This is a genomic window from Planococcus sp. BI3 (genome assembly GCF_056680115.1).
The window spans coordinates 1,237,241-1,256,113 of record NZ_CM155266.1 but is presented as its reverse complement, the minus strand read 5'-3'; the positions used below and the strand labels follow the sequence as shown (position 1 = coordinate 1,256,113).

Below are 18,873 nucleotides of genomic sequence, written 5' to 3'. Positions count from 1 at the left end.
GAGTCTGGACAAAGAAAAGCGGTATATAAATAATAAAAAGAGTCAGGCTGGAGAATTTCCAGTCTGACTCTTTTTGGATTATCGATGTCATTTTTTCTTAAACGCCGCTTCCAACCGGACTTTCCTTCGCGAAACGGGCTGCACTTTGGCCGGCGACGTTGCCGGTCACCAGTGCGGATGTGATGTTGTAGCCGCCGGTGTAGCCATGGATATCCAGGATTTCACCGCAGAAATACAAGCCCGGCTTCTTTTTGGAAGCCATCGTCTTCGGTTCGATTTCTTTGATGGACACGCCGCCTCCGGTGACGAAAGCTTTCTCGATCGGCTGTGTGCCGTTGACGAACATGGTAAAGGCGGTCAATTGCTGCGCAAATTCCCGTACTTTATCACTGGGCAGTTCTGCGCCGGTCAGTTGGGGATCGATGTCCGCGCGTCCCAGAAGGAACAGCAGCCACCGTTCCTGAGCAAGGCTCTTCCAGACATTCTTCACCGATTTTTTCGGCTCGTCTTTCATCATCTTAACAAGCAGCTGAAAAGCGGATTCTGTATTTTCATCCGGCAGGGAATTGATGCGCATTTCAACGGGCATGCCGCCGTTTTTCTTCATTTCCTTGACGACATACTGGCTGCAGCGCAACACTGCAGGCCCGCTCAATCCGAAATGGGTGAACAGCATATCCATCTGATGCGTCACCAGTATCTTGCCTTTTTTGTTCAAAACCGTCACAGCTGCGTCGCGCAGCGCGAGTCCCTGAAGTTCCCGGCTGACGATGAAGGGTTCTTTCGAAAGGAGGGGCACTTCGGTCGGGTAAAGGTCGGTGACTGTATGTCCCGCTTTTTCCGCCCAAGGGTAGCCATCTCCCGTTGAACCGGTTTGCGGAACTGCTTTTCCGCCAACGGCTACAACGATTGCTTTAGATGTGTATTCTTCGCCGGTATGAAGGCGGACACCCGTCACTTTTTCATCCGTCATCAATAGTTTTTTAACAGGAGAGTCAAGGAGCACCGTAACATTCAGCCGGTCCATTTCCTTGAACATGGCATCAGCCACATCCTGTGCACGGTTGGAAACCGGGAACATCCGGCCATGGTCTTCTTCCTTTAAAGCGACACCAAGTCCTTCAAAAAAAGAAATGATGTCTTCGTTATTGAATACGGAAAATGGGCTGTGCAGAAAACGGCCATTCCCTGGAATATGTTTCACAATTTCGTCAAGAGGCAAACGGTTGGTCACGTTGCAGCGGCCGCCGCCTGAAATAATTAATTTTTTTCCTAACTTCTTTCCTTTTTCAATCAATAAAACCTTTTGGTTGGTGGAAGCTGCGGCAATTGATGCCATTAAACCGGAGGGACCCCCGCCGATGATTATAACGTCATACATAAAATAAGAACTCGCTTTCGTTTTTCTTTCCAGTATACACGATGATGCGAAACTCGTTGAGTAATTTCTTCTATAGGTGTAAACTATCGTGTAGATTGCTTTTATCATGAACAAGTCAGGAAGTGCAAAATGTCGTCATTAATCAAAGGTACAGCCATCTTAACCTTGGGTCTGTTTTTATCGAAAATCCTTGGAGTTATTTATATCATCCCGTTCTACAGCATGGTGGGAGAAGACAATATCGGTCTTTATCAATACGCATACATACCGTATAACCTGATGCTGGCACTGGCCATTTCAGGAGCCCCGATCGCTTTCTCGAAATTCACCGCCAAATATAATTCCCTCGGAGATTATGAGACCGGAAGGAGATTATTGAAGTCAGGCCTCCTGACGATGATGGTCACCGGCTTTGTTTCTTTTCTCTTGCTTTACCTCTTTGCGGAGCCGCTCGCCCGCATCACCATTTCTGAAGATGAGCGAATTTATTCAGTTGGAGATGTCACCGAAGCAATTCGCTGGGTCAGCTTCGCGCTGATTGTCGTGCCATTTATGAGTCTTTGGAGAGGATTTTTCCAAGGTTATAATTACATGATGCCGACAGCTGTTTCGCAGCTGGTCGAGCAGATTGTCCGCATCATCTTCCTGTTGGGTGGAGCATTTGCGGTCATCTATATTTTTGACGGCACACCGAAAACAGCGATTCAATTTGCTGTATTGTCTGCGGCCATCGGGGCACTTGGCGGTATTGTCACTTTAGGTTATTTCTGGAAAAAGAAAAAACCGGAGTACAATCGCCTATTGGCAAATTCTGTTGAATCCTACGACGTGAAATTACGTGATATGTACAAAGAAATTTTGGTTTATGCGGTTCCGGTCATTTTCCTCGGCATCGCCAATCCTTTGTTCCAATTTGTGGATTTGATGACCTTTAACCGGGCAATGAGTTCCGGCGGCAATTTCTCAGAAATCGATTTGCTGGGAATATTGAACTTGACGGCCCATAAACTGGTCATGATTCCGGTCATGCTGGCTACCGGTTTTTCAATGGCTTTAATCCCATTGATCACCAAGCATTTTACCCGCAATGAGCATCTTCAGGTGTCACGAACACTAGACCAATCGATACAGGTCATGCTGTTTCTGACATTGCCTGCTGTCATCGGCATGACGATGCTGTCCGATGAACTGTATCATGTGTTCTACGAAGTGAGTGAAGTAGGTTCAGAAATTTTGGCCCATTACTTGCCGGTAGCCATCCTATTTGCAGCTTTCCCGGTAACGGCATCGATCCTGCAGGGCATCAATAAACAAAAATGGATCATCATCAACCTGTCTACTGGCCTGTTGTTGAAAGCACTCCTGAATACACCCTTGATCGAGCGTTTTGAAACGGATGGTGCCATCGCAGCAACCATCATCGGTTATGTGGCAGCGATCGGCATGAACATGCTGGTCATCGTCAAAACGATGAACTATCATTCGCAGATGGTGGGAAGACGCGTCATCCTGATCGTCATCTTGAACCTGATCATGGCGGGTGCAGTTTACCTGGCGATGTCAGGCTTGGATCTATTTATAGGGATGGACAATAAATTCCTGTCAATGCTGCGCATTATTTTGATTGGCGGCGTGGGAATAATCGTTTACGGCTACCTCGGCCTGAAAACTGGCTTGGCGCAGAAATTGATGGGTTCGAAAATCACAAAAATTTCCCGGAAACTAGGCTTTTAGGAGTGACAGCATGCGTATAGACAAATACCTTTCCAATATGGGTTTCGGTTCCAGAAAAGAAGTCAAGATCCTGCTGAAAACAAAAGCGGTAGAAGTGAACGGCGAAATCGTCCGGGATCCGAAAGTGCATGTCGATGAAAACGCCGATCAGGTCCTGGTTGGCGGAGAGCCGGTTGCCTACACCGAGTTCATCTATCTATTGATGAATAAACCACAGGACGTCATCTCGGCGACAGAGGATAAATACGACCAGACAGTCATCGATTTGCTGGCAGAAGAAGACCGGCATTTTGAACCGTTTCCGGTGGGCCGTCTTGACAAGGACACCGAAGGGTTTCTGCTGCTGACCAATGACGGCAAACTGGCGCATGAATTATTGTCGCCCAAAAAACATGTGGACAAAACCTATTATGCGAAGATTGAAGGAATAGTCACGGAAGAGGATGCGGAAGCATTCGAGAAAGGCGTTGCGCTGGACGATGGCTATGTAACAAAACCCGCCAGTCTAAACATTCTTGAAAGTGGCGCTGTATCCGAAATTGAATTGACCATCACAGAAGGCAAGTTCCACCAGGTCAAGCGGATGTTCGAAAGTGTCGGCAAACGGGTGGTTTACCTGAAGCGTTTATCGATGGGGCCGTTAAGCCTCGATCCGGAACTTGAACTCGGAGCATACCGGCATTTGACGGAGGAAGAAGTAAACAGCTTAAAACAAAGAAACTAGATAATGATGCGTGAGCCTAACCGGTCCGGCCACTTCGCTTCCAGTGGGCTCAGTTTCTCTGCTTTCACAGGAATCTTCGTGGCCTGTCCGCATGGGAGCGTGTTGCTTTAATCAAAGAGGGAAGCATGTTAGCAAGTTCGAGAAAAAATAGTCCTAACAAAACTTGGTAAATCCTTCACTCAAAGATCCGTAGCGCAAGGCGGCGACTCCTGCGGGAACAGCGAAGTGCCGAAATCCACTCGGGCGCTAGTCCGAGTTAGTTCGGCGCGAGCCCGCGGAAAGCGTCCGCCTGAAGCGCAGGATCGGGTGTAAGACGATTAAAAGCATATTCATTCTTAAATTGATATAAATATTCTTTTGTCTACAAGATGAAAACAAAGAAAATGACCGCATAGCTGCGGTCATTTTCTTTGTTTAGGAAATCTTTTCAGGACGTCATTTTCACTTTCCGTTGCGTCGTTGTCCATTTGCCTCGAGTTGGGCTAATCACCAAGTCGTTAAAGGCTAACACATTCAAATCTCTTTGAATGGTGCGAGGAGTGATGCCGAATTCGTCGACAAGATCTTGCGTCGTTACAGTCCCGTTTTCGAGAATGTACTTATACATATCTTTAATTCGAATGAGCATGCGATCAGTTGTTGGTTTCATAGTAACAGAACCACTCCTTCATCTTTTTTCCCATTGGCAAAGACTAGCGGACGATGTGCCGAGGTTTATACAGCAGGTTTATGATAGATGCCAAAGACAGCCCCTTTTCCTAAAAGATGTGTCAATCGAACTAATCTGACAACTTGATTATAGCGGAAAAACATTCGAAATTCTAGGATTTTCCTTTATCTTTACGTAAAAATAACAATAGAAGACAGAATTTTTTATGCAAATTAGCGTCAAATTCTTTAATTTACTGAAAAAAGGTGTACAATAGCCATAACAAAAAGGAGTGTGAAACATGGATTGGCTGCTACAAGCAACGGAACGTAAAGAAACCATGCTGCGTGAATTACAGGAATTAGTGGCGATTCCCAGCGTGTTGAGTGACGAAACAACGCCAACAGCTCCTTTTGGAAAAGAAGTTAAGCAGGCTTTGGATTGGTTTTTGCAAAAAGGAAAAGAACAAGGATATGCCGTAAAAAATGTTGCGGATGTCGCAGGGCATCTGGAAATTGGGCAAGGGGAAGAATTACTTGGCATTTTAGGGCATGTGGATGTCGTGCCTGTTGGTGAAGGTTGGACCAAAGACCCATTCGGCGGAGAAATTCAGGATGGCCGTCTTTATGGCCGCGGAGCCATCGATGACAAAGGACCGACAATCGCTGCCTGGACAGCCTTGAATATGCTGAAGGATGCAGACGTAGAATTTACGAAGCGGATCCGGTTGATCATCGGCACTGACGAAGAAAGTGGCTTCCGCTGTGTAGAACGCTATTTTGAAACAGAGGAAATGCCGACGATAGCGTTTGCGCCAGATGCGGATTTTCCCATCATCAATGCGGAAAAAGGCATTGCCGACCTGGTTTTTTCGACTTTTTCCATGTATGAAGACGCCATCCTGGAATCGTTTATTGCAGGACATCGTACCAATATGGTGCCGGATAAGGCGACGGCTATTTTAAATGGCCAGTTGGAAGAGTGGCAGGAAGAATTCAAGGAGTTTTGCAGTGAATATCAGGTGACAGGTGTGGTTGAACAGCATAACGGTTCAACCGAATTGACCCTCAACGGAAAATCGGCGCATGCGATGGAACCCGATAACGGCGTCAATGCCGGAATTCTGTTGGCGCTGTTCTTAAAAGACCGCCTTGAAGGCGATGGCCAAAAATTTGTGGCATTCGTTGCAGATACGTTTTATCAGGATTCACGGGGCCGCAAGCTGGGACTCGATTTTACGGATGAGCAATCCGGGGATACAACATTCAATGCCGGAATCATCCGTTTTGAAAAAAACAAAACCGCGACAATCAATGTCAGTATGCGGTATTCCGTCAGTTACCCATTCGAAGAAAAGATGGCTGCCTACCAGTTAGAGGATTTCGTAGTGGACATTGCGTCTAATTCCCCTCCTCATCATGTGGACGAAAACGATCCGTTCATCAAGACGCTGCAAAGCGCATATGAAAAACAGACCGGCAATACAGCAGAACTTATTGCCATTGGCGGAGGCACCTATGCACGGGTGTTGGATAAAGGCGTGGCTTTCGGTATGCTGTTTCCAGGTGAACCGGATGTTGCCCATCAAGCGGATGAATTTGTCGACATCGACAATTTAATTAAAGCGACTGCGATCTATGCGGAAGCGATTTATCAATTAGCTTGTAAAAAATGAGGAAAGAGGGAATGAATATGGATTTGATATTGCATAATGGAGAGTTTATTCGTGAAGAAGATTTGGTGATTTCGAAGGAAGACCGCGGCTATCAATTTGGGGACGGGATCTATGAAGTGATTCGTGTCTATGACGGCAACCTGTTTACGGCGAAAGAGCATATCGACCGTTTCTATGAAAGTGCCGATAAAATCAAAATTGTTATTCCGCATACAAAAGATGCATTCCATAAAATGATGTACGATTTTGTTGAAATGAATAATATCGATAATGGCCAGGTCTATGTCCAGATCACTCGTGGAGCCGCTGAACGCCAGCACCAGTTCCCGACTCAGGCAGCACCGGTCATCACCGGCAATACCAAAACGGTGGAACGTCCGGTCGCAAGCATGGAAACCGGTGTAACCGCTAAATTCATCGAGGATATCCGCTGGTTGCGCTGTGACATCAAGAGCCTGAATTTGCTTGGCAATGTGCTGGCAAAACAGGAAGCTTACGAAGAAGGATTTTTTGAAGCGATTCTGCATCGTGGTGAAACTGTGACAGAAGGCTGTTCATCGAATATGTATGGCTTTAAAGACGGCATTCTTTATACCCATCCAGCCAACAACCTCATTTTGAACGGCATCACGAGAAGAGTCATTCTTGAGCTGTGCAAAGAGCTGGACATTCCAGTGGAAGAAACAGCTTTCACGAAAACACAGGCGCTTGAAATGGATGAATTCTTCATGTCTTCCACAACCTCTGAAGTGATGCCGATTATTGAAATCGGCAACCACAAAATCGGTCAGGGCGTACCGGGAGAATTGACCCGCAAACTGCAGGCCGCATTTGAAGCCCGCATTCAGGTAGGCGTGAAATCTTAAACCCATAAAGTTCAGAAGAAAAGTGATTGGCTCTGGCCGATCACTATTTTTTTGTGTCTCTTGCCATGCTAAACTAGAGCCAGGTGATGACAATGAAACCACATTATTTTATTGGAATAAAAATTCCGTTAGCCGTCGCGGAAGAATTGGATGAACAGCGCCGCTCCTGGAATTTGCAAAGCCATAAAAGGCAAACGCCGCTGGAGGATATGCACATCACGCTGTTATTCATCGGCGAAGATGTGCACGGTGAAATCGATCAGGTGGAGGAGCTGCTTTCAGGAATCAAACAGCAGCCGTTCCTCTTGGCGATTGATGATATCAAGACGTTCGGCAACCCTGCGACTCCACGTGTACTCTATGCTTCCCTAGAAACCAGCAGGGAATTGGAAGAACTGCAGCAGCAGGTGCTCGACTCCCTGGAATCGCCGCAAATCCGGCCAGATCCGAAAAAGTTTGTGCCGCATATCACATTGGCCAGCAAATGGGCCGGAGGTGTTCCGTCAGAACAACAATATTCAATCGATAAAATGCAATTCGAGGTGACAGAGTTTTCATTGTTCCGGATAGCGCCAAAGGAAAATCCGCGTTATCAGAAGATAGCCAATTACCCTTTGGGGATCGGCATCTAATACATCCAAAGGCGAGTGTTTATGAAAACAGTATTTATTATCAATCCCGTGGCCGGAAATGGCAGGGCCCTAAAAAAATGGCGCCGTTTCAAAAAGACCATCCACTTCCCATTCGAACAGGTCGTCACGCGGTTTCCTGGGCATGCCTCCGAGATTGCAGCGGGCTACCGGGACCAGCAGCAGGCAGTCTTGTTGATCGGCTTTGGCGGAGACGGAACCTTGCGGGAAACTATTGCGGGTGCTGCAGGCGCAAAGAGGCTGATTGTAGGCTCTGTGTCGGCAGGTTCCGGCAATGACTTTGCGAGAGCCTATGGAACATTCAAGGATGCACAGGCAATCGAACAATTTCTCGGAAATCCTTTTTCTCGAAGAGAAGACCTTGGCGAATTCATTGACGGCACGGCTTTTCAATTTGTCAGCAGCTCAGGCATCGGCTTTGACGCGGCAATCTCCATTGCCGTCAACCGATCATTTATCAAAAAGAAGCTGAACCAGCTGGGCCTCGGCAAACTGGTCTATCTCCTATATGTAATCAGGACGTTCCTGAAGTTCGAGAAATTCACGTTAACTGTGGAAACAGGGGGCACCACGACTATCTACAGGGACGTCTGGCTGGCAACAGTCAGCAACCAACCTTATTTCGGCGGAGGCATGAAAATTTCCCCAACATCAAAAACAGATGACGGATTACTCGAATTGACGGTTGTCCATCACATTTCACGATTGAAACTCTTGCTGGTTTTTGGTACGGTATTCAGCGGAGCACATACGCATTTCAAAGAACTCAGCCAAATGAGCGGTTCGGAATTTGGGCTCTCGACAGACAAACCGGTTTGCCGCCATGTGGATGGCGACGATGCCGGGATGAGTCCACAAAATGAAAAGCTTATTTATGCAGTCAGCCAACAAAAATGGAATTCAATAAATTAATGGAATAGAAAGAGGATGAAACATGAGATCACGTTTTAAACCATGGGCAGCAGAGTTAATCGATACGCATCCGAAGATCGTCATTCCGGACCCGGAACAGCAAAAAGGAAAATGGCATGAAGTCTTCGGAAACAAACATCCGCTTCACATTGAAGCAGGGACCGGCAAAGGCCGTTTTATCATCGGGATGGCAAAAGCCAATCCAAACATCAATTATATCGGCATCGAGCTATTCGACAGCGTGATCGTTACGGCGCTTGAGACTGTTCTCGAAGAGGAAAAGGGTGTTCCCAATCTGCGTCTTTTGAAAGTCAATGCGAAAAAAATCGCCGAGTATTTTGAAAAAGGGGAAGTCGACAGATTGTACCTCAACTTCTCGGATCCGTGGCCGAAAAAACGCCATGCCAAACGCCGTTTGACGCATGAATCCTTTTTGAAGCTCTATGAGGCGGTATTGCCTAAAAAAGGGGAAATCCATTTTAAGACCGATAACCGAAAACTCTTTGAATATTCGCTCACCAGCATTTCTGAATATGGTATGTTATTGAAAGAGGTTTCTTTGGATCTACATGACAATGAACCCGAATGGAACATCATGACGGAATACGAAGAGAAATTCTCGAAAAAAGGCCAGCCGATTTATCGGATGGAAGCACAGTTTTCAGTTAGCTGATCGTCACAAGGGGGAGTAAGAGATGCAGAAATTTCAATTTCACGAAATGAATCTGACATGGCTGGATGGAGGAACGACTTTTTTGGATGGCGGCACGATGTTTGGGGTAGTGCCAAAAGTCATCTGGTCAAAACGTTATCCGGTCAATGAAAAAAATCAAATCGAGTTGCCGACACATCCAATTCTTGTGCAATTTCGAGGACATAATATCCTCATCGACAGCGGGTTGGGCGACGGCAAATTGACGGAACGCCAAATGCGCAATTTAGGGGTTTCTGAGCAGTCGAAGGTGGAAGCAGATTTGGCGGAACTTGGCTTGAAACCTGAAGATATCGACACAATCCTGATGACCCATCTTCACGGGGACCACGCAGCTGGGTTGACGAAATGGCAGGGGGAAGAACTCGTATCGACTTTTCCGAATGCCAAAATCCATGTATCTGCAGTAGAATGGAATGAAATGCAGCATCCCAATATCCGTTCACGCAATACCTATTGGAAAGAGAATTGGGAACCGATCGTCGGGCAAGTCGAAACCTTTGAAGGCGAAACGACTTTATTCGATGCCTTCACGCTGATCCATACCGGCGGCCATTCAGATGGCCACAGTGTCATCAAAATGACCAGCGGCAATGAAACCATCCTGCATATGGCGGACATCATGCCGACGCATGCACACCAAAACCCGCTATGGGTATTGGCATATGATGATTATCCGATGGACTCCATCTACGCAAAAGAAAGGCTGATGAAAGAAGCGCTGGAAAACGGCTACTACTTCAGCTTTTACCACGATGCCTATTACCGCATCCTGAAATGGAGCGCGGACGGCAAAGAAATCGTCGAATCACTTGTGCACAAAGAAAAAGTCATATAAAAAAAGGAGCCGAATCGGCTCCTTTTTTGTTTATACTTGTTTTACTTCGATGACTGCGCCTGTGAAAGCATCAGCCAAAAACTCGAACTGCTGGAGTTCGTCTTCTTTATGGCGTGTGATGCCGCCTTTATAGACTTCGGTAGATAAAGCAAATTGCTTATAAGGCTCGGTTTTCATAAAGATCCAAGAACCGTCGATTGGGCCTTCTTCTTTAAATGCAGATTTGATTTCTTTTAATACATCATCTGCCGGATATAGTTTGTCCTTGCGACCATACACTTCTTTTACTAAATAGGCTGCTGCTACACCTGTAGCAAATCCAATAAGTAAATCACGATTGTTCACTAAAATCCCTCCTCTGCTTACTGGATAAATTGTACCATAAATATTTTGAAGGGCGAAATGAAAGCGCAAAAGTAATTGTTCTTTCGAAAAACGAAATATAAAACTGGAAATTGTCTGATAAAAGCTCTAAACTTAGTAGAGGTAATTTATTTAGGAGGAACTTTGATATGAATGCTGAAACTCGTGAAATGTTTAAAACCCTAACGGAACTGCCCGGAGCGCCAGGCAGTGAACACGCAGTCCGGAAATTTATGCGGCAGGAGCTGGAACAAGTATCCGATCGATTGATCCAGGATAATCTTGGCAGCATCTTTGGCGTCAAAGATGGGCAGCAGGACGGACCACGCATTATGGTTGCGGGCCATATGGACGAAGTAGGCTTCATGGTGACGCAGATCACCGACAACGGCATGATCCGATTCCAGACTTTGGGCGGCTGGTGGAATCAGGTGATGCTGGCCACACGCGTGGATATCATTGCAGGCGAAAAGGTGATTCCAGGCGTCATCGGTTCCATCCCACCGCATTTGTTAAGTGAAGAACTCCGCAGCAAGCCTATGGAAATCAAAAACATGCTGATCGATATCGGAGCAGACGATAAAGAGGATGCGTTGGCGCTGGGCATTCGGCCAGGTCAACAGATTGTCCCGTTCAGCCCATTCACGCCAATGGCCAATGATAAGAAAATCATGGCAAAGGCCTGGGATAACCGCTATGGCTGCGGCCTTGCAATTGAACTTCTGAAAGAACTGAAAGATGAAAAACTGCCGAACCAATTGTTCTCCGGCGCGACAGTGATGGAAGAAGTCGGTTTGCGCGGTGCCCAGACGGCTGCAGCGATGATCAAACCGGATCTGTTCTTTGCGCTGGATGCCAGCCCCGCGAACGACGCGACAGGCGACAAGAACGAATTTGGCCAGTTGGGACAGGGGACGTTATTGCGCATCCTGGACAAGAGCATGGTGACGCACCGCGGCATGCGTGAATTCATCCTGGACACTGCCGAAACACATAACATCCCTTATCAGTATTTCGTTTCCCAGGGCGGTACAGATGCAGGGCGCGTGCATACGGCAAACGAAGGGATTCCAAGTTCAGTCATCGGAATCTGCTCTCGTTACATCCATACTTCATCGTCCATCATCCATACAGACGACTATGCGGCAGCCAAAGAATTGTTGACAAAGCTCGTGAAAGCGTCCGACCGGACAACGCTTGAAACCATCAAACAAAATGTCTGAAAAAGTGCCTGCGGGCTCTTTTTTTTTGGAGGGAATAATAGAAATGAAAAAAATTCGTGCAGCCATCGCGTCAAAAAATCCTGCAAAAATCAATGCCGTATCCAGCGTTCTGGCCAATTTGGAATGGTCCGTCGACTTATCGGCGGTAGATGCAGAATCGGAAGTTTCAGCACAGCCTTTTTCACAGCAGGAAACACGGCAAGGAGCCGTAAACAGAGCCAGCAATGCTTTAGGCGACTATGATTTCGCCATCGGCCTGGAAGGCGGGGTCTACGAAATGGATGGGGTCCTCTATTTATGCAATTGGGGTGCTTTGGCAGCTCGGGATGGCCGCCTGTTTACAGCGGCTGGTGCTCAGATTCCATTGCCGGAAGAAATTACAGTGAAACTCCGGACAGGCGTAGAGCTTGGACCTGTCATGGATGCCTATGCCAATGAAAGTGGAATCCGCCACCATAAAGGCGCCATCGGCATTTTAACGGATGGCCTTGTCAACCGGGGAGAAATGTTCAGCCATGTGGTTAAATTATTGATTGGGCAGTACCAGCGGGACAGCGATTAAGTTGCATGTCCCCGTAAACACCTTTAAAATAAGGAACAGCAACGTTAGGGGGAATGAGCGTGCCTCGATATAGATTGAGTTTTGGATTGCTCCTGGTGTCGGGTATTTTGGCCGGCTGCATGGCAACGCCGGAAGAACAGATTGTACAGGGACTATCGAACGCGCGTGAAGCGTTTGAAGAAGAGCCGGAAAAAGCCAATGAGACGGCTGGGCAAATCGACTTGTATATACCAAGCGGCTATGACGTTGAAGAACCATCGGATGATTTTAATCGATTAATTACAAGAGGCAGCGACTCTTTTTCTTTATTCATCAATCCGAATGAAAAGGCGGCGAGCACCTTGTTCTATGATCTGCAAAAAGCGGAGCCTGAACAGCAATGGGTGACAGATGAAACCTTCCAGCAAAACGGCCGTTTCGGTTTTGCCACAGTAGAAGAAATTGCGGAAGACCAACTGGAACTTGTCGTCAGCACTGGCGGCGTTAAATTGACGACCATCACAAATGAACGTGATATCCCCCAAAATATGAAATGGATGATGAAGACTGTCCGTTCAATAGATACCGATGAATAGGAGACTGCACAAATGAGAAGTTTACAATCGACTGAGGAATTTCAGGAATTGGCAAAAGAGCCTGCAGCTATTTTTATGTTTACTGCAGGGTGGTGTCCGGATTGCCGCGTCATCGAACCTATACTGCCGGATATTGAAAAAACGTTCCCGGACCACACATTTGTATCAGTGGATCGCGACCAGTTTATTGACCTGTGCATCGAACAGGACATTTATGGCATTCCGAGTTTCCTTGCTTATGCCAATGGCCAGGAAACCGGCCGTTTCGTCAGCAAAGACCGTAAAACACAAGCAGAAATCGAAGGGTTTATTTCGAATTTGCCAAAATAACTGCACAAACGGTTCGCCTAGACTGGGCTGAACCGTTTATTTATGAAAGTGAGGCCAAACAACGATGAAATCTACTGAACTTTTTAATATACTTAGAGAGCGGATGCCAAGCCGCCAATTGGAATGGCGCTATGACCGTGAAGAAGATACTGCCTACATTCGCCATCAGGAGCTTGGCAAAGGGATGAGCATCTCCTTGCCGCAGGTGGTCAACCGATTTGAAACGAGAGGCGACGCGGCTATCCAGGAAATCGTCTATACGATCACTGAAACCTTTGATGCTATGGAACGGGAAGCAAAGGGTGAAATGAAGTCCACCGAGCAAATTTTCCCGGTCATCCGCTCAACTTCTTTTCCGACGGAATCCAATGAAGGCCATAAGTTCATTACGGCTGAACACACAGCAGAAACACGGATTTATTTTGCTTTGGATACTGGGACTACCTATCGCTTAATTGACGAAAATGTGGTAAATTCATTAAGTCTGACAGAAGAGCAGATCAAGGAAATTGCGAAGTTTCAAGTGAGAAAATTGAAAACCGCTGTAAAAGAAGACCATGTTGCAGGGAATGTCTTTTATTTTCTGAATGAAAACGATGGCTATGATGCATCACGAATCTTAAATGAATCTTTCTTAAAAGAAATGAAAACAAAAATTACCGGCGATATGACCGTGTCAGTGCCTCATCAGGATGTATTGATCATCGGTGATATCCGAAATGAAACGGGATACGATGTGCTCGCGCAAATGGCCATGCATTTCTTCACCAATGGCAAAGTGCCGATCACTTCCTTGTCGTTCATTTATGAAAATGACGAACTCGAGCCGATTTTCATCATGGCAAAAAATAAACCTAATAATAAGGAGAACGATAAAAAATGAATGTATTCTACAATAAACAGGGAATCGGCGACGTACTGCTGGTCCAACTGCAAACAGAAACCCCAGAAAAAATCCATCCTGAACAGTCAGGAGATGTGACATTAATCAAAGATGAGGCCGGCAAAATTGCCGGATTCAACCTGTTCAATGCTTCAAGCTATGCCGATTTGGCAGAAGGTGAGCAGCAAGTGGAATTGTCAGAAGCACTTGTTACGTCCCTTCAGAATGCACTTGCAAAAAATGGGATCGATTTCACTTTGGAAGTGGATTTTTCACCGAAATTTGTTGTCGGCTTTGTAGAGGCGAAGGAAAAGCACCCCAATGCCGATAAATTGAATGTCTGCCAAGTCGCTGTCGGCGGCGAGCAACTGCAGATCGTCTGCGGCGCTCCGAATGTGGAACAGGGCCAGAAAGTGGTCGTGGCAAAAGTGGGGGCTGTTATGCCTTCAGGAATGGTCATCCGTGATGCGGAACTTCGGGGAGTGGCATCATCTGGAATGATCTGTTCAGCTACAGAATTGGCTTTGCCGGATGCACCTCAGGAAAAAGGCATTCTTGTGCTGCCTGAAGATGCAGAAATCGGTTCAGCTTTCCAAGTAAAGGCGTGACGCATTATGAGCTGGATTAAAAATACATGGAACCGTCTGTTTACAGATGACGCTGAAGAAGCTGAAAAAGAAGTCATCTATGAAACGCCGCCCCCGGCCGTAAAAAAAGAAAAAGCGCCTTTTCGCTTCCCGTTAATTCCGGATGAAGAAAAAGACGATTTTATCCAGGATATAAAACGGACAGAAAACCGTCCGAAAATGCCTATTTTTGATGAGCGGGAAAGAGAAGTTCTTCGGAAAGAATCTGTACTTCCGGCTGACAAACCGATTATGGGACCGAAAGAAGCGCCCGTCCGCCCGGCAAAAGCAAAACGCAAAACAGCCGAGCTGCCAGTCAATACTGCACGGCGTTTCGAACCAAGCCGTTCAGTATCATCGGTTTACGGCTATAATACAGCACGTCCTGCACCTACTCAAAAAATGACGGAAGAAAGAGAACATAAATATAACCGTGAATTGCATGATGAAGCGATTCAGGAAAGAGCAAGAGCTGGCTGGCATAAGCCAAGGCCGATGGTTGAACATGAACTTGAGCCGATTTTTGAAGAAGAGCCCGTGTCCCAGCAAACGGTTCGTGAAACGATGGCAGAAACGCCGAAAGCTGAAGATGAAGCAGCTGCGGAACCGCTGGTAATCGAATCTCATGCAGTCAAGAGTGTTGAAACATCAGATCTTGAAGAGGAAAAGATTAGAACCGAAGAAGCCCATGTACATATGGCATCTCCAGTAATTGAAAACACAGCCAGCAAAGATTTGGCCCTTGTGGACGAAACAGAACTGGAGCCGGAAGCAGAACCGGAAGTGCAGCAAATTCCAGAAATGGAACCGTTAGCTGAGTCAGAGCCAAAACCGGATTCACAGCTAGAGACAGAGCCGGATGCAGAAATGCAACCAACTCCTGAATTAAAGGCGGATACGGAAACACCATCACAACCTGTACCCAAAAAGCGCGAAAAAACTGTGCCGTTTAATGTGCTGATGCTGAAATCAGATAAGGAACTATTGAAAAATAGAGCTAAATCGATTCCTGTGGAAACACCGAAACTGGAGAACCCGGTTGCGCAAACTCCACAAGCGGAAAAAAAAACGGCAGATTTAACTGAAAACCCAGCGCATGCGCTGAATTCAGTTTCTGAAGCCGAGTCACAAGCTTATCAATTCCCTTTGCCGGAATACTTAATGGCTCCTGAAAATGACCGGAAAGACGAAGAGTGGATGGAGGAGCAGGCTGAGCGCTTAATTGAAGCCTTGTCTTATTTCCAGATTAAAGCTGAAATTTTGAGCACAGTCCAGGGACCTGCCGTCACGCAATTTGAATTAAAGGTCGCCCAAGGGATCAAAGTCAGCAAGATCCGTAATTTAGCGGATGACTTGAAACTGGCATTGGCTGCCAGAGATATTCGGATTCAAGCACCGATTCCGGGCAAGAGCTCTATCGGCATCGAAATTCCGAATCGCACAAGCCGTGCAGTACGCATTTCGGAGATTATCAACAGCTCTGTATTTGAAGAGTCGGATTCGCCGCTGGAAGCAGCACTTGGATTGGATTTGACAGGAAAGCCTGTCACCTTGGATTTACGCAAAATGCCGCACGGCTTGATTGCGGGAGCTACAGGATCGGGTAAATCCGTCTGCATTAATTCCATATTGGTCAGCCTCTTATACAAATCGTCGCCAAGAGACCTGAAATTGCTGCTGATTGATCCAAAAATGGTTGAGCTGGCACCCTATAATCATATTCCGCATCTTGTCAGTCCGGTGATTACGGATGTTAAAGCGGCAACTGCCTCATTAAAATGGGCGGTTGAAGAAATGGAGCGCCGTTATCAATTATTTGCACATAGCGGTGTCCGCGACATCAGCCGTTACAATAAACTGGTGAAAGACAAAGGGGATCATGCGCAGCATCTTCCGTATATCCTGATTGTCATCGACGAACTGGCAGACTTGATGATGATGTCTCCGTCAGACGTCGAGGATTCAATTTGCCGGATTGCACAAAAAGCCCGTGCCTGCGGAATCCATCTGGTGATCGCAACGCAACGGCCGTCTGTAGACGTTATTACAGGATTGATCAAGTCCAATATCCCGACACGAATTGCGTTCTCAGTTTCCTCACAAGTGGATAGCCGCACCATTCTTGACTCGCAGGGAGCGGAGCGTCTTCTCGGAAGAGGGGACATGCTGTATCTTGGAAACGGGATGTCAGCGCCGAGCCGTCTGCAAGGCACGTTCGTCACTGATGACGAAATTGAAAAGGTAATCGAGCATGTGAGGCTGCAGGGGAAACCTGAATACTTCTTTAAAGAAGAGGAATTGATCAAGCGAAGTGAATCTCCGGCTGAACAGGATGATTTGTTTGAAGAGGCCTGCCGGTTTATTATGGTACAGGGCAGCGCATCGACTTCGCTTCTTCAACGGAAGTTTCATATCGGTTATAATCGTGCAGCCCGGTTGATGGATCTGATTGAGCAGCACGGCTTTATTTCTGAGCAGAACGGCAGCAAAGCCCGCTCGGTTTTGATTACAGAAAATGATATTGAAGAAGTATTTCATTGATCCCTTAAAAAGCTGCTGAAATATATAGAAAACTGGCTTATTTTAACGGATAGCAAATATATGATATAATAATGCATTGTGTTTATTGGGCTTTGAAAGTCCTATGGGATCGGCCAGCAATCAGTGGGGGCAGAGTGCCTCCGCTGATAGAGGTTTCTCTTTATCTTCACCAGCTATAGAATTCGCTATGCGATTTATGTAGACTAATTTTCAACTTCCACAGGAGGTTCATTTATGACAGTTTTACATTTTACCGGAATCAAAGGTTCCGGTATGAGTCCACTTGCGCAAATCATGCATGATATGGGCGAACAAGTACAAGGCTCTGATATTGAACAGCATTTTTTCACTGAAGACCGTCTTCGTGAACGTGGCATAACCATTTTGCCGTTTGACCCCAACAATATAGAAAAAGATATGACGATCATTGCGGGCAATGCATTTGGCGACGATCATCCTGAATTGGTCAAAGCGCGAGAGTTGGGTGCGACGATTATTCGGTACCATCAATTTCTCGGCGATTTGATGAAGCAATATGTATCAATTGCCATCACAGGGGCACATGGTAAGACTTCGACTACGGGCTTGATGGCCCATGTGCTGGCTGGCTATAAACCAGTCTCTTATTTAATTGGGGATGGAACAGGCGTCGGCCAGAAAGATTCGCATTTCTTTGTGGCAGAAGCTTGTGAATACCGCCGCCATTTCCTGGCTTACCATCCTGACTACGCCATCATGACCAATATCGATTATGACCACCCTGATTATTTCACGGGAGTAGACGATGTTTTCAAGGCGTTCGAAGAGATGGCCCAGCAAGTGAAAAAATGCATCATTGCCTGCGGGGATGATGCATATCTTCAACGGATCCAAGCACCGATTCCGGTCGTCTATTACGGATTTGGAGAAGAAAATGATTTCCAGGCAAGAAATATTGTGAAAACTATTGAAGGAACCACTTTTGATGTTGTGATCCGCAATGAGTTTTTCCATACGTTCACGATTCCGATGTTCGGCGATCATGCCACTCTGAATGCATTGGCTGTTATTTCCTTATGCCATTATGAAAATATTCCGGCCGATATCATTCAGCAGCAGTATGAGGATTTTGAAGGCGTCAAGCGGCGCTTTACGCTTACAGCGATCGGTGACCGGATCTTGATTGATGATTATGCACACCACCCGACGGAAATCCGTGCGACTTTACAATCTGCACGCCAAAAGTATCCAGAGCGCGAGCTTATCGCAATTTTCCAGCCGCATACATTCACGCGCACACAAACCTTCCTGCAGGAGTTTGCTGACTGCCTGCTTGAAGCGGACCATGTGTATCTTTGTGATATCTTCGGATCTGCCCGTGAAAAAGCGGGAACACTGAAGATCCAGGATCTAGCGGAGAAAATTGAAGGCAGCCATTTGCTGCAATTAGATGAAGTCAGCTCTTTAGCAGAACACGGCAATGCTGTATATCTGTTCATGGGAGCGGGAGACGTCACCAAATTCCAGGAAGCTTTTGAAACAACATTAAATACAGGAGAAACGGTTTAACTTTCGGGTTAAACTGTTTTTTTTATGCAGGAATGGAATAGTTTTTGTCGAATAATAATAGAGACCGTGTTTAATCCAAAC

At 46.4% G+C, this 18,873-nt stretch carries 19 protein-coding genes; 16 read left to right on the top strand and 3 right to left on the bottom strand.

What is annotated here, in order from left to right; all coding sequences use genetic code 11:
* Positions 1-97: 97 nt before the first annotated feature.
* The gene (locus AC1MEO_RS06320) at positions 98-1,381 is read right to left on the bottom strand and encodes a BaiN/RdsA family NAD(P)/FAD-dependent oxidoreductase (RefSeq protein WP_480335095.1); all 1,284 of its coding nucleotides are present in this window, start codon (positions 1,379-1,381) and stop codon (positions 98-100) included.
* A 129-nt stretch (positions 1,382-1,510) separates the two neighbouring features.
* On the opposite strand from AC1MEO_RS06320, the gene AC1MEO_RS06315 reads away from it, so the two are divergent.
* Both AC1MEO_RS06315 and AC1MEO_RS06310 read left to right on the top strand, forming a co-directional pair.
* Positions 1,511-3,115, top strand: a complete 1,605-nt coding sequence (locus AC1MEO_RS06315; protein WP_480335094.1) for a putative polysaccharide biosynthesis protein — start codon at positions 1,511-1,513, stop codon at positions 3,113-3,115.
* A 10-nt stretch (positions 3,116-3,125) separates the two neighbouring features.
* Complete coding sequence (locus AC1MEO_RS06310) at positions 3,126-3,839, top strand: pseudouridine synthase (protein WP_480335092.1); 714 nt, start codon at positions 3,126-3,128, stop codon at positions 3,837-3,839.
* A gap of 427 nt (positions 3,840-4,266) precedes the next feature.
* On the opposite strand, the gene AC1MEO_RS06305 is transcribed toward AC1MEO_RS06310, so the two are convergent.
* On the bottom strand, positions 4,267-4,488 hold the full coding sequence (locus AC1MEO_RS06305; RefSeq protein ID WP_146557686.1) for a DeoR family transcriptional regulator: 222 nt from the start codon (positions 4,486-4,488) through the stop codon (positions 4,267-4,269).
* 301 nt (positions 4,489-4,789) lie between these two features.
* Here AC1MEO_RS06305 and pepV point away from each other — a divergent pair, with 301 nt between their 5' ends.
* The 6 genes from pepV to AC1MEO_RS06275 all read left to right on the top strand — a co-directional run bounded on the left by pepV (position 4,790) and on the right by AC1MEO_RS06275 (position 10,141).
* Complete coding sequence (pepV, locus tag AC1MEO_RS06300; RefSeq protein WP_480335091.1) at positions 4,790-6,163, top strand: dipeptidase PepV; 1,374 nt, start codon at positions 4,790-4,792, stop codon at positions 6,161-6,163.
* 17 nt (positions 6,164-6,180) lie between these two features.
* Positions 6,181-7,029 carry a D-amino-acid transaminase gene (gene dat, locus AC1MEO_RS06295; protein ID WP_480335089.1) on the top strand — a complete coding sequence of 283 codons (849 nt, stop codon included), beginning with the start codon at positions 6,181-6,183 and terminating at the stop codon, positions 7,027-7,029.
* Between the two features lie 86 nt (positions 7,030-7,115).
* The gene (gene thpR, locus AC1MEO_RS06290) at positions 7,116-7,661 is read left to right on the top strand and encodes an RNA 2',3'-cyclic phosphodiesterase (RefSeq protein ID WP_480335087.1); all 546 of its coding nucleotides are present in this window, start codon (positions 7,116-7,118) and stop codon (positions 7,659-7,661) included.
* A gap of 21 nt (positions 7,662-7,682) precedes the next feature.
* Complete coding sequence (locus AC1MEO_RS06285) at positions 7,683-8,591, top strand: diacylglycerol/lipid kinase family protein (RefSeq protein ID WP_480335086.1); 909 nt, start codon at positions 7,683-7,685, stop codon at positions 8,589-8,591.
* Between the two features lie 22 nt (positions 8,592-8,613).
* Entirely contained in the window at positions 8,614-9,264 is a 651-nt protein-coding gene (gene trmB, locus AC1MEO_RS06280; RefSeq protein ID WP_480335085.1) for a tRNA (guanosine(46)-N7)-methyltransferase TrmB, read from the top strand.
* Positions 9,265-9,286: 22 nt separating this feature from the next.
* On the top strand, positions 9,287-10,141 hold the full coding sequence (locus AC1MEO_RS06275; protein WP_480335084.1) for a YtnP family quorum-quenching lactonase: 855 nt from the start codon (positions 9,287-9,289) through the stop codon (positions 10,139-10,141).
* Between the two features lie 30 nt (positions 10,142-10,171).
* Here AC1MEO_RS06275 and AC1MEO_RS06270 read toward each other — a convergent pair whose 3' ends face one another.
* On the bottom strand, positions 10,172-10,486 hold the full coding sequence (locus tag AC1MEO_RS06270; RefSeq protein WP_480335083.1) for a PepSY domain-containing protein: 315 nt from the start codon (positions 10,484-10,486) through the stop codon (positions 10,172-10,174).
* 167 nt (positions 10,487-10,653) lie between these two features.
* Here AC1MEO_RS06270 and AC1MEO_RS06265 point away from each other — a divergent pair, with 167 nt between their 5' ends.
* The 8 genes from AC1MEO_RS06265 (at position 10,654) to murC (ending at position 18,792) form a co-directional block, all read left to right on the top strand.
* Positions 10,654-11,727: a M42 family metallopeptidase gene (locus AC1MEO_RS06265; RefSeq protein ID WP_480335082.1), complete on the top strand. Its 1,074-nt coding sequence runs from the start codon at positions 10,654-10,656 to the stop codon at positions 11,725-11,727.
* Positions 11,728-11,770: 43 nt separating this feature from the next.
* Positions 11,771-12,289 carry a DUF84 family protein gene (locus AC1MEO_RS06260; protein ID WP_480335081.1) on the top strand — a complete coding sequence of 173 codons (519 nt, stop codon included), beginning with the start codon at positions 11,771-11,773 and terminating at the stop codon, positions 12,287-12,289.
* Positions 12,290-12,348: 59 nt separating this feature from the next.
* Positions 12,349-12,864 carry a hypothetical protein gene (locus AC1MEO_RS06255; RefSeq protein ID WP_480335080.1) on the top strand — a complete coding sequence of 172 codons (516 nt, stop codon included), beginning with the start codon at positions 12,349-12,351 and terminating at the stop codon, positions 12,862-12,864.
* A 12-nt stretch (positions 12,865-12,876) separates the two neighbouring features.
* Entirely contained in the window at positions 12,877-13,194 is a 318-nt protein-coding gene (locus AC1MEO_RS06250; RefSeq protein WP_480335079.1) for a thioredoxin family protein, read from the top strand.
* A 64-nt stretch (positions 13,195-13,258) separates the two neighbouring features.
* Positions 13,259-14,077, top strand: a complete 819-nt coding sequence (locus tag AC1MEO_RS06245) for a DUF1444 family protein (RefSeq protein ID WP_480335078.1) — start codon at positions 13,259-13,261, stop codon at positions 14,075-14,077.
* Positions 14,074-14,685 (top strand): YtpR family tRNA-binding protein, encoded by a 612-nt coding sequence (gene ytpR / locus AC1MEO_RS06240; RefSeq protein WP_480335077.1) that lies wholly within the window; start codon positions 14,074-14,076, stop codon positions 14,683-14,685. The genes AC1MEO_RS06245 and ytpR overlap by 4 nt, the downstream gene beginning before the upstream one ends.
* A gap of 6 nt (positions 14,686-14,691) precedes the next feature.
* Complete coding sequence (locus AC1MEO_RS06235) at positions 14,692-17,244, top strand: DNA translocase FtsK (RefSeq protein ID WP_480335076.1); 2,553 nt, start codon at positions 14,692-14,694, stop codon at positions 17,242-17,244.
* 234 nt (positions 17,245-17,478) lie between these two features.
* On the top strand, positions 17,479-18,792 hold the full coding sequence (gene murC / locus AC1MEO_RS06230) for a UDP-N-acetylmuramate--L-alanine ligase (protein ID WP_480335075.1): 1,314 nt from the start codon (positions 17,479-17,481) through the stop codon (positions 18,790-18,792).
* The last annotated feature ends 81 nt before the right edge of the window (positions 18,793-18,873 follow it).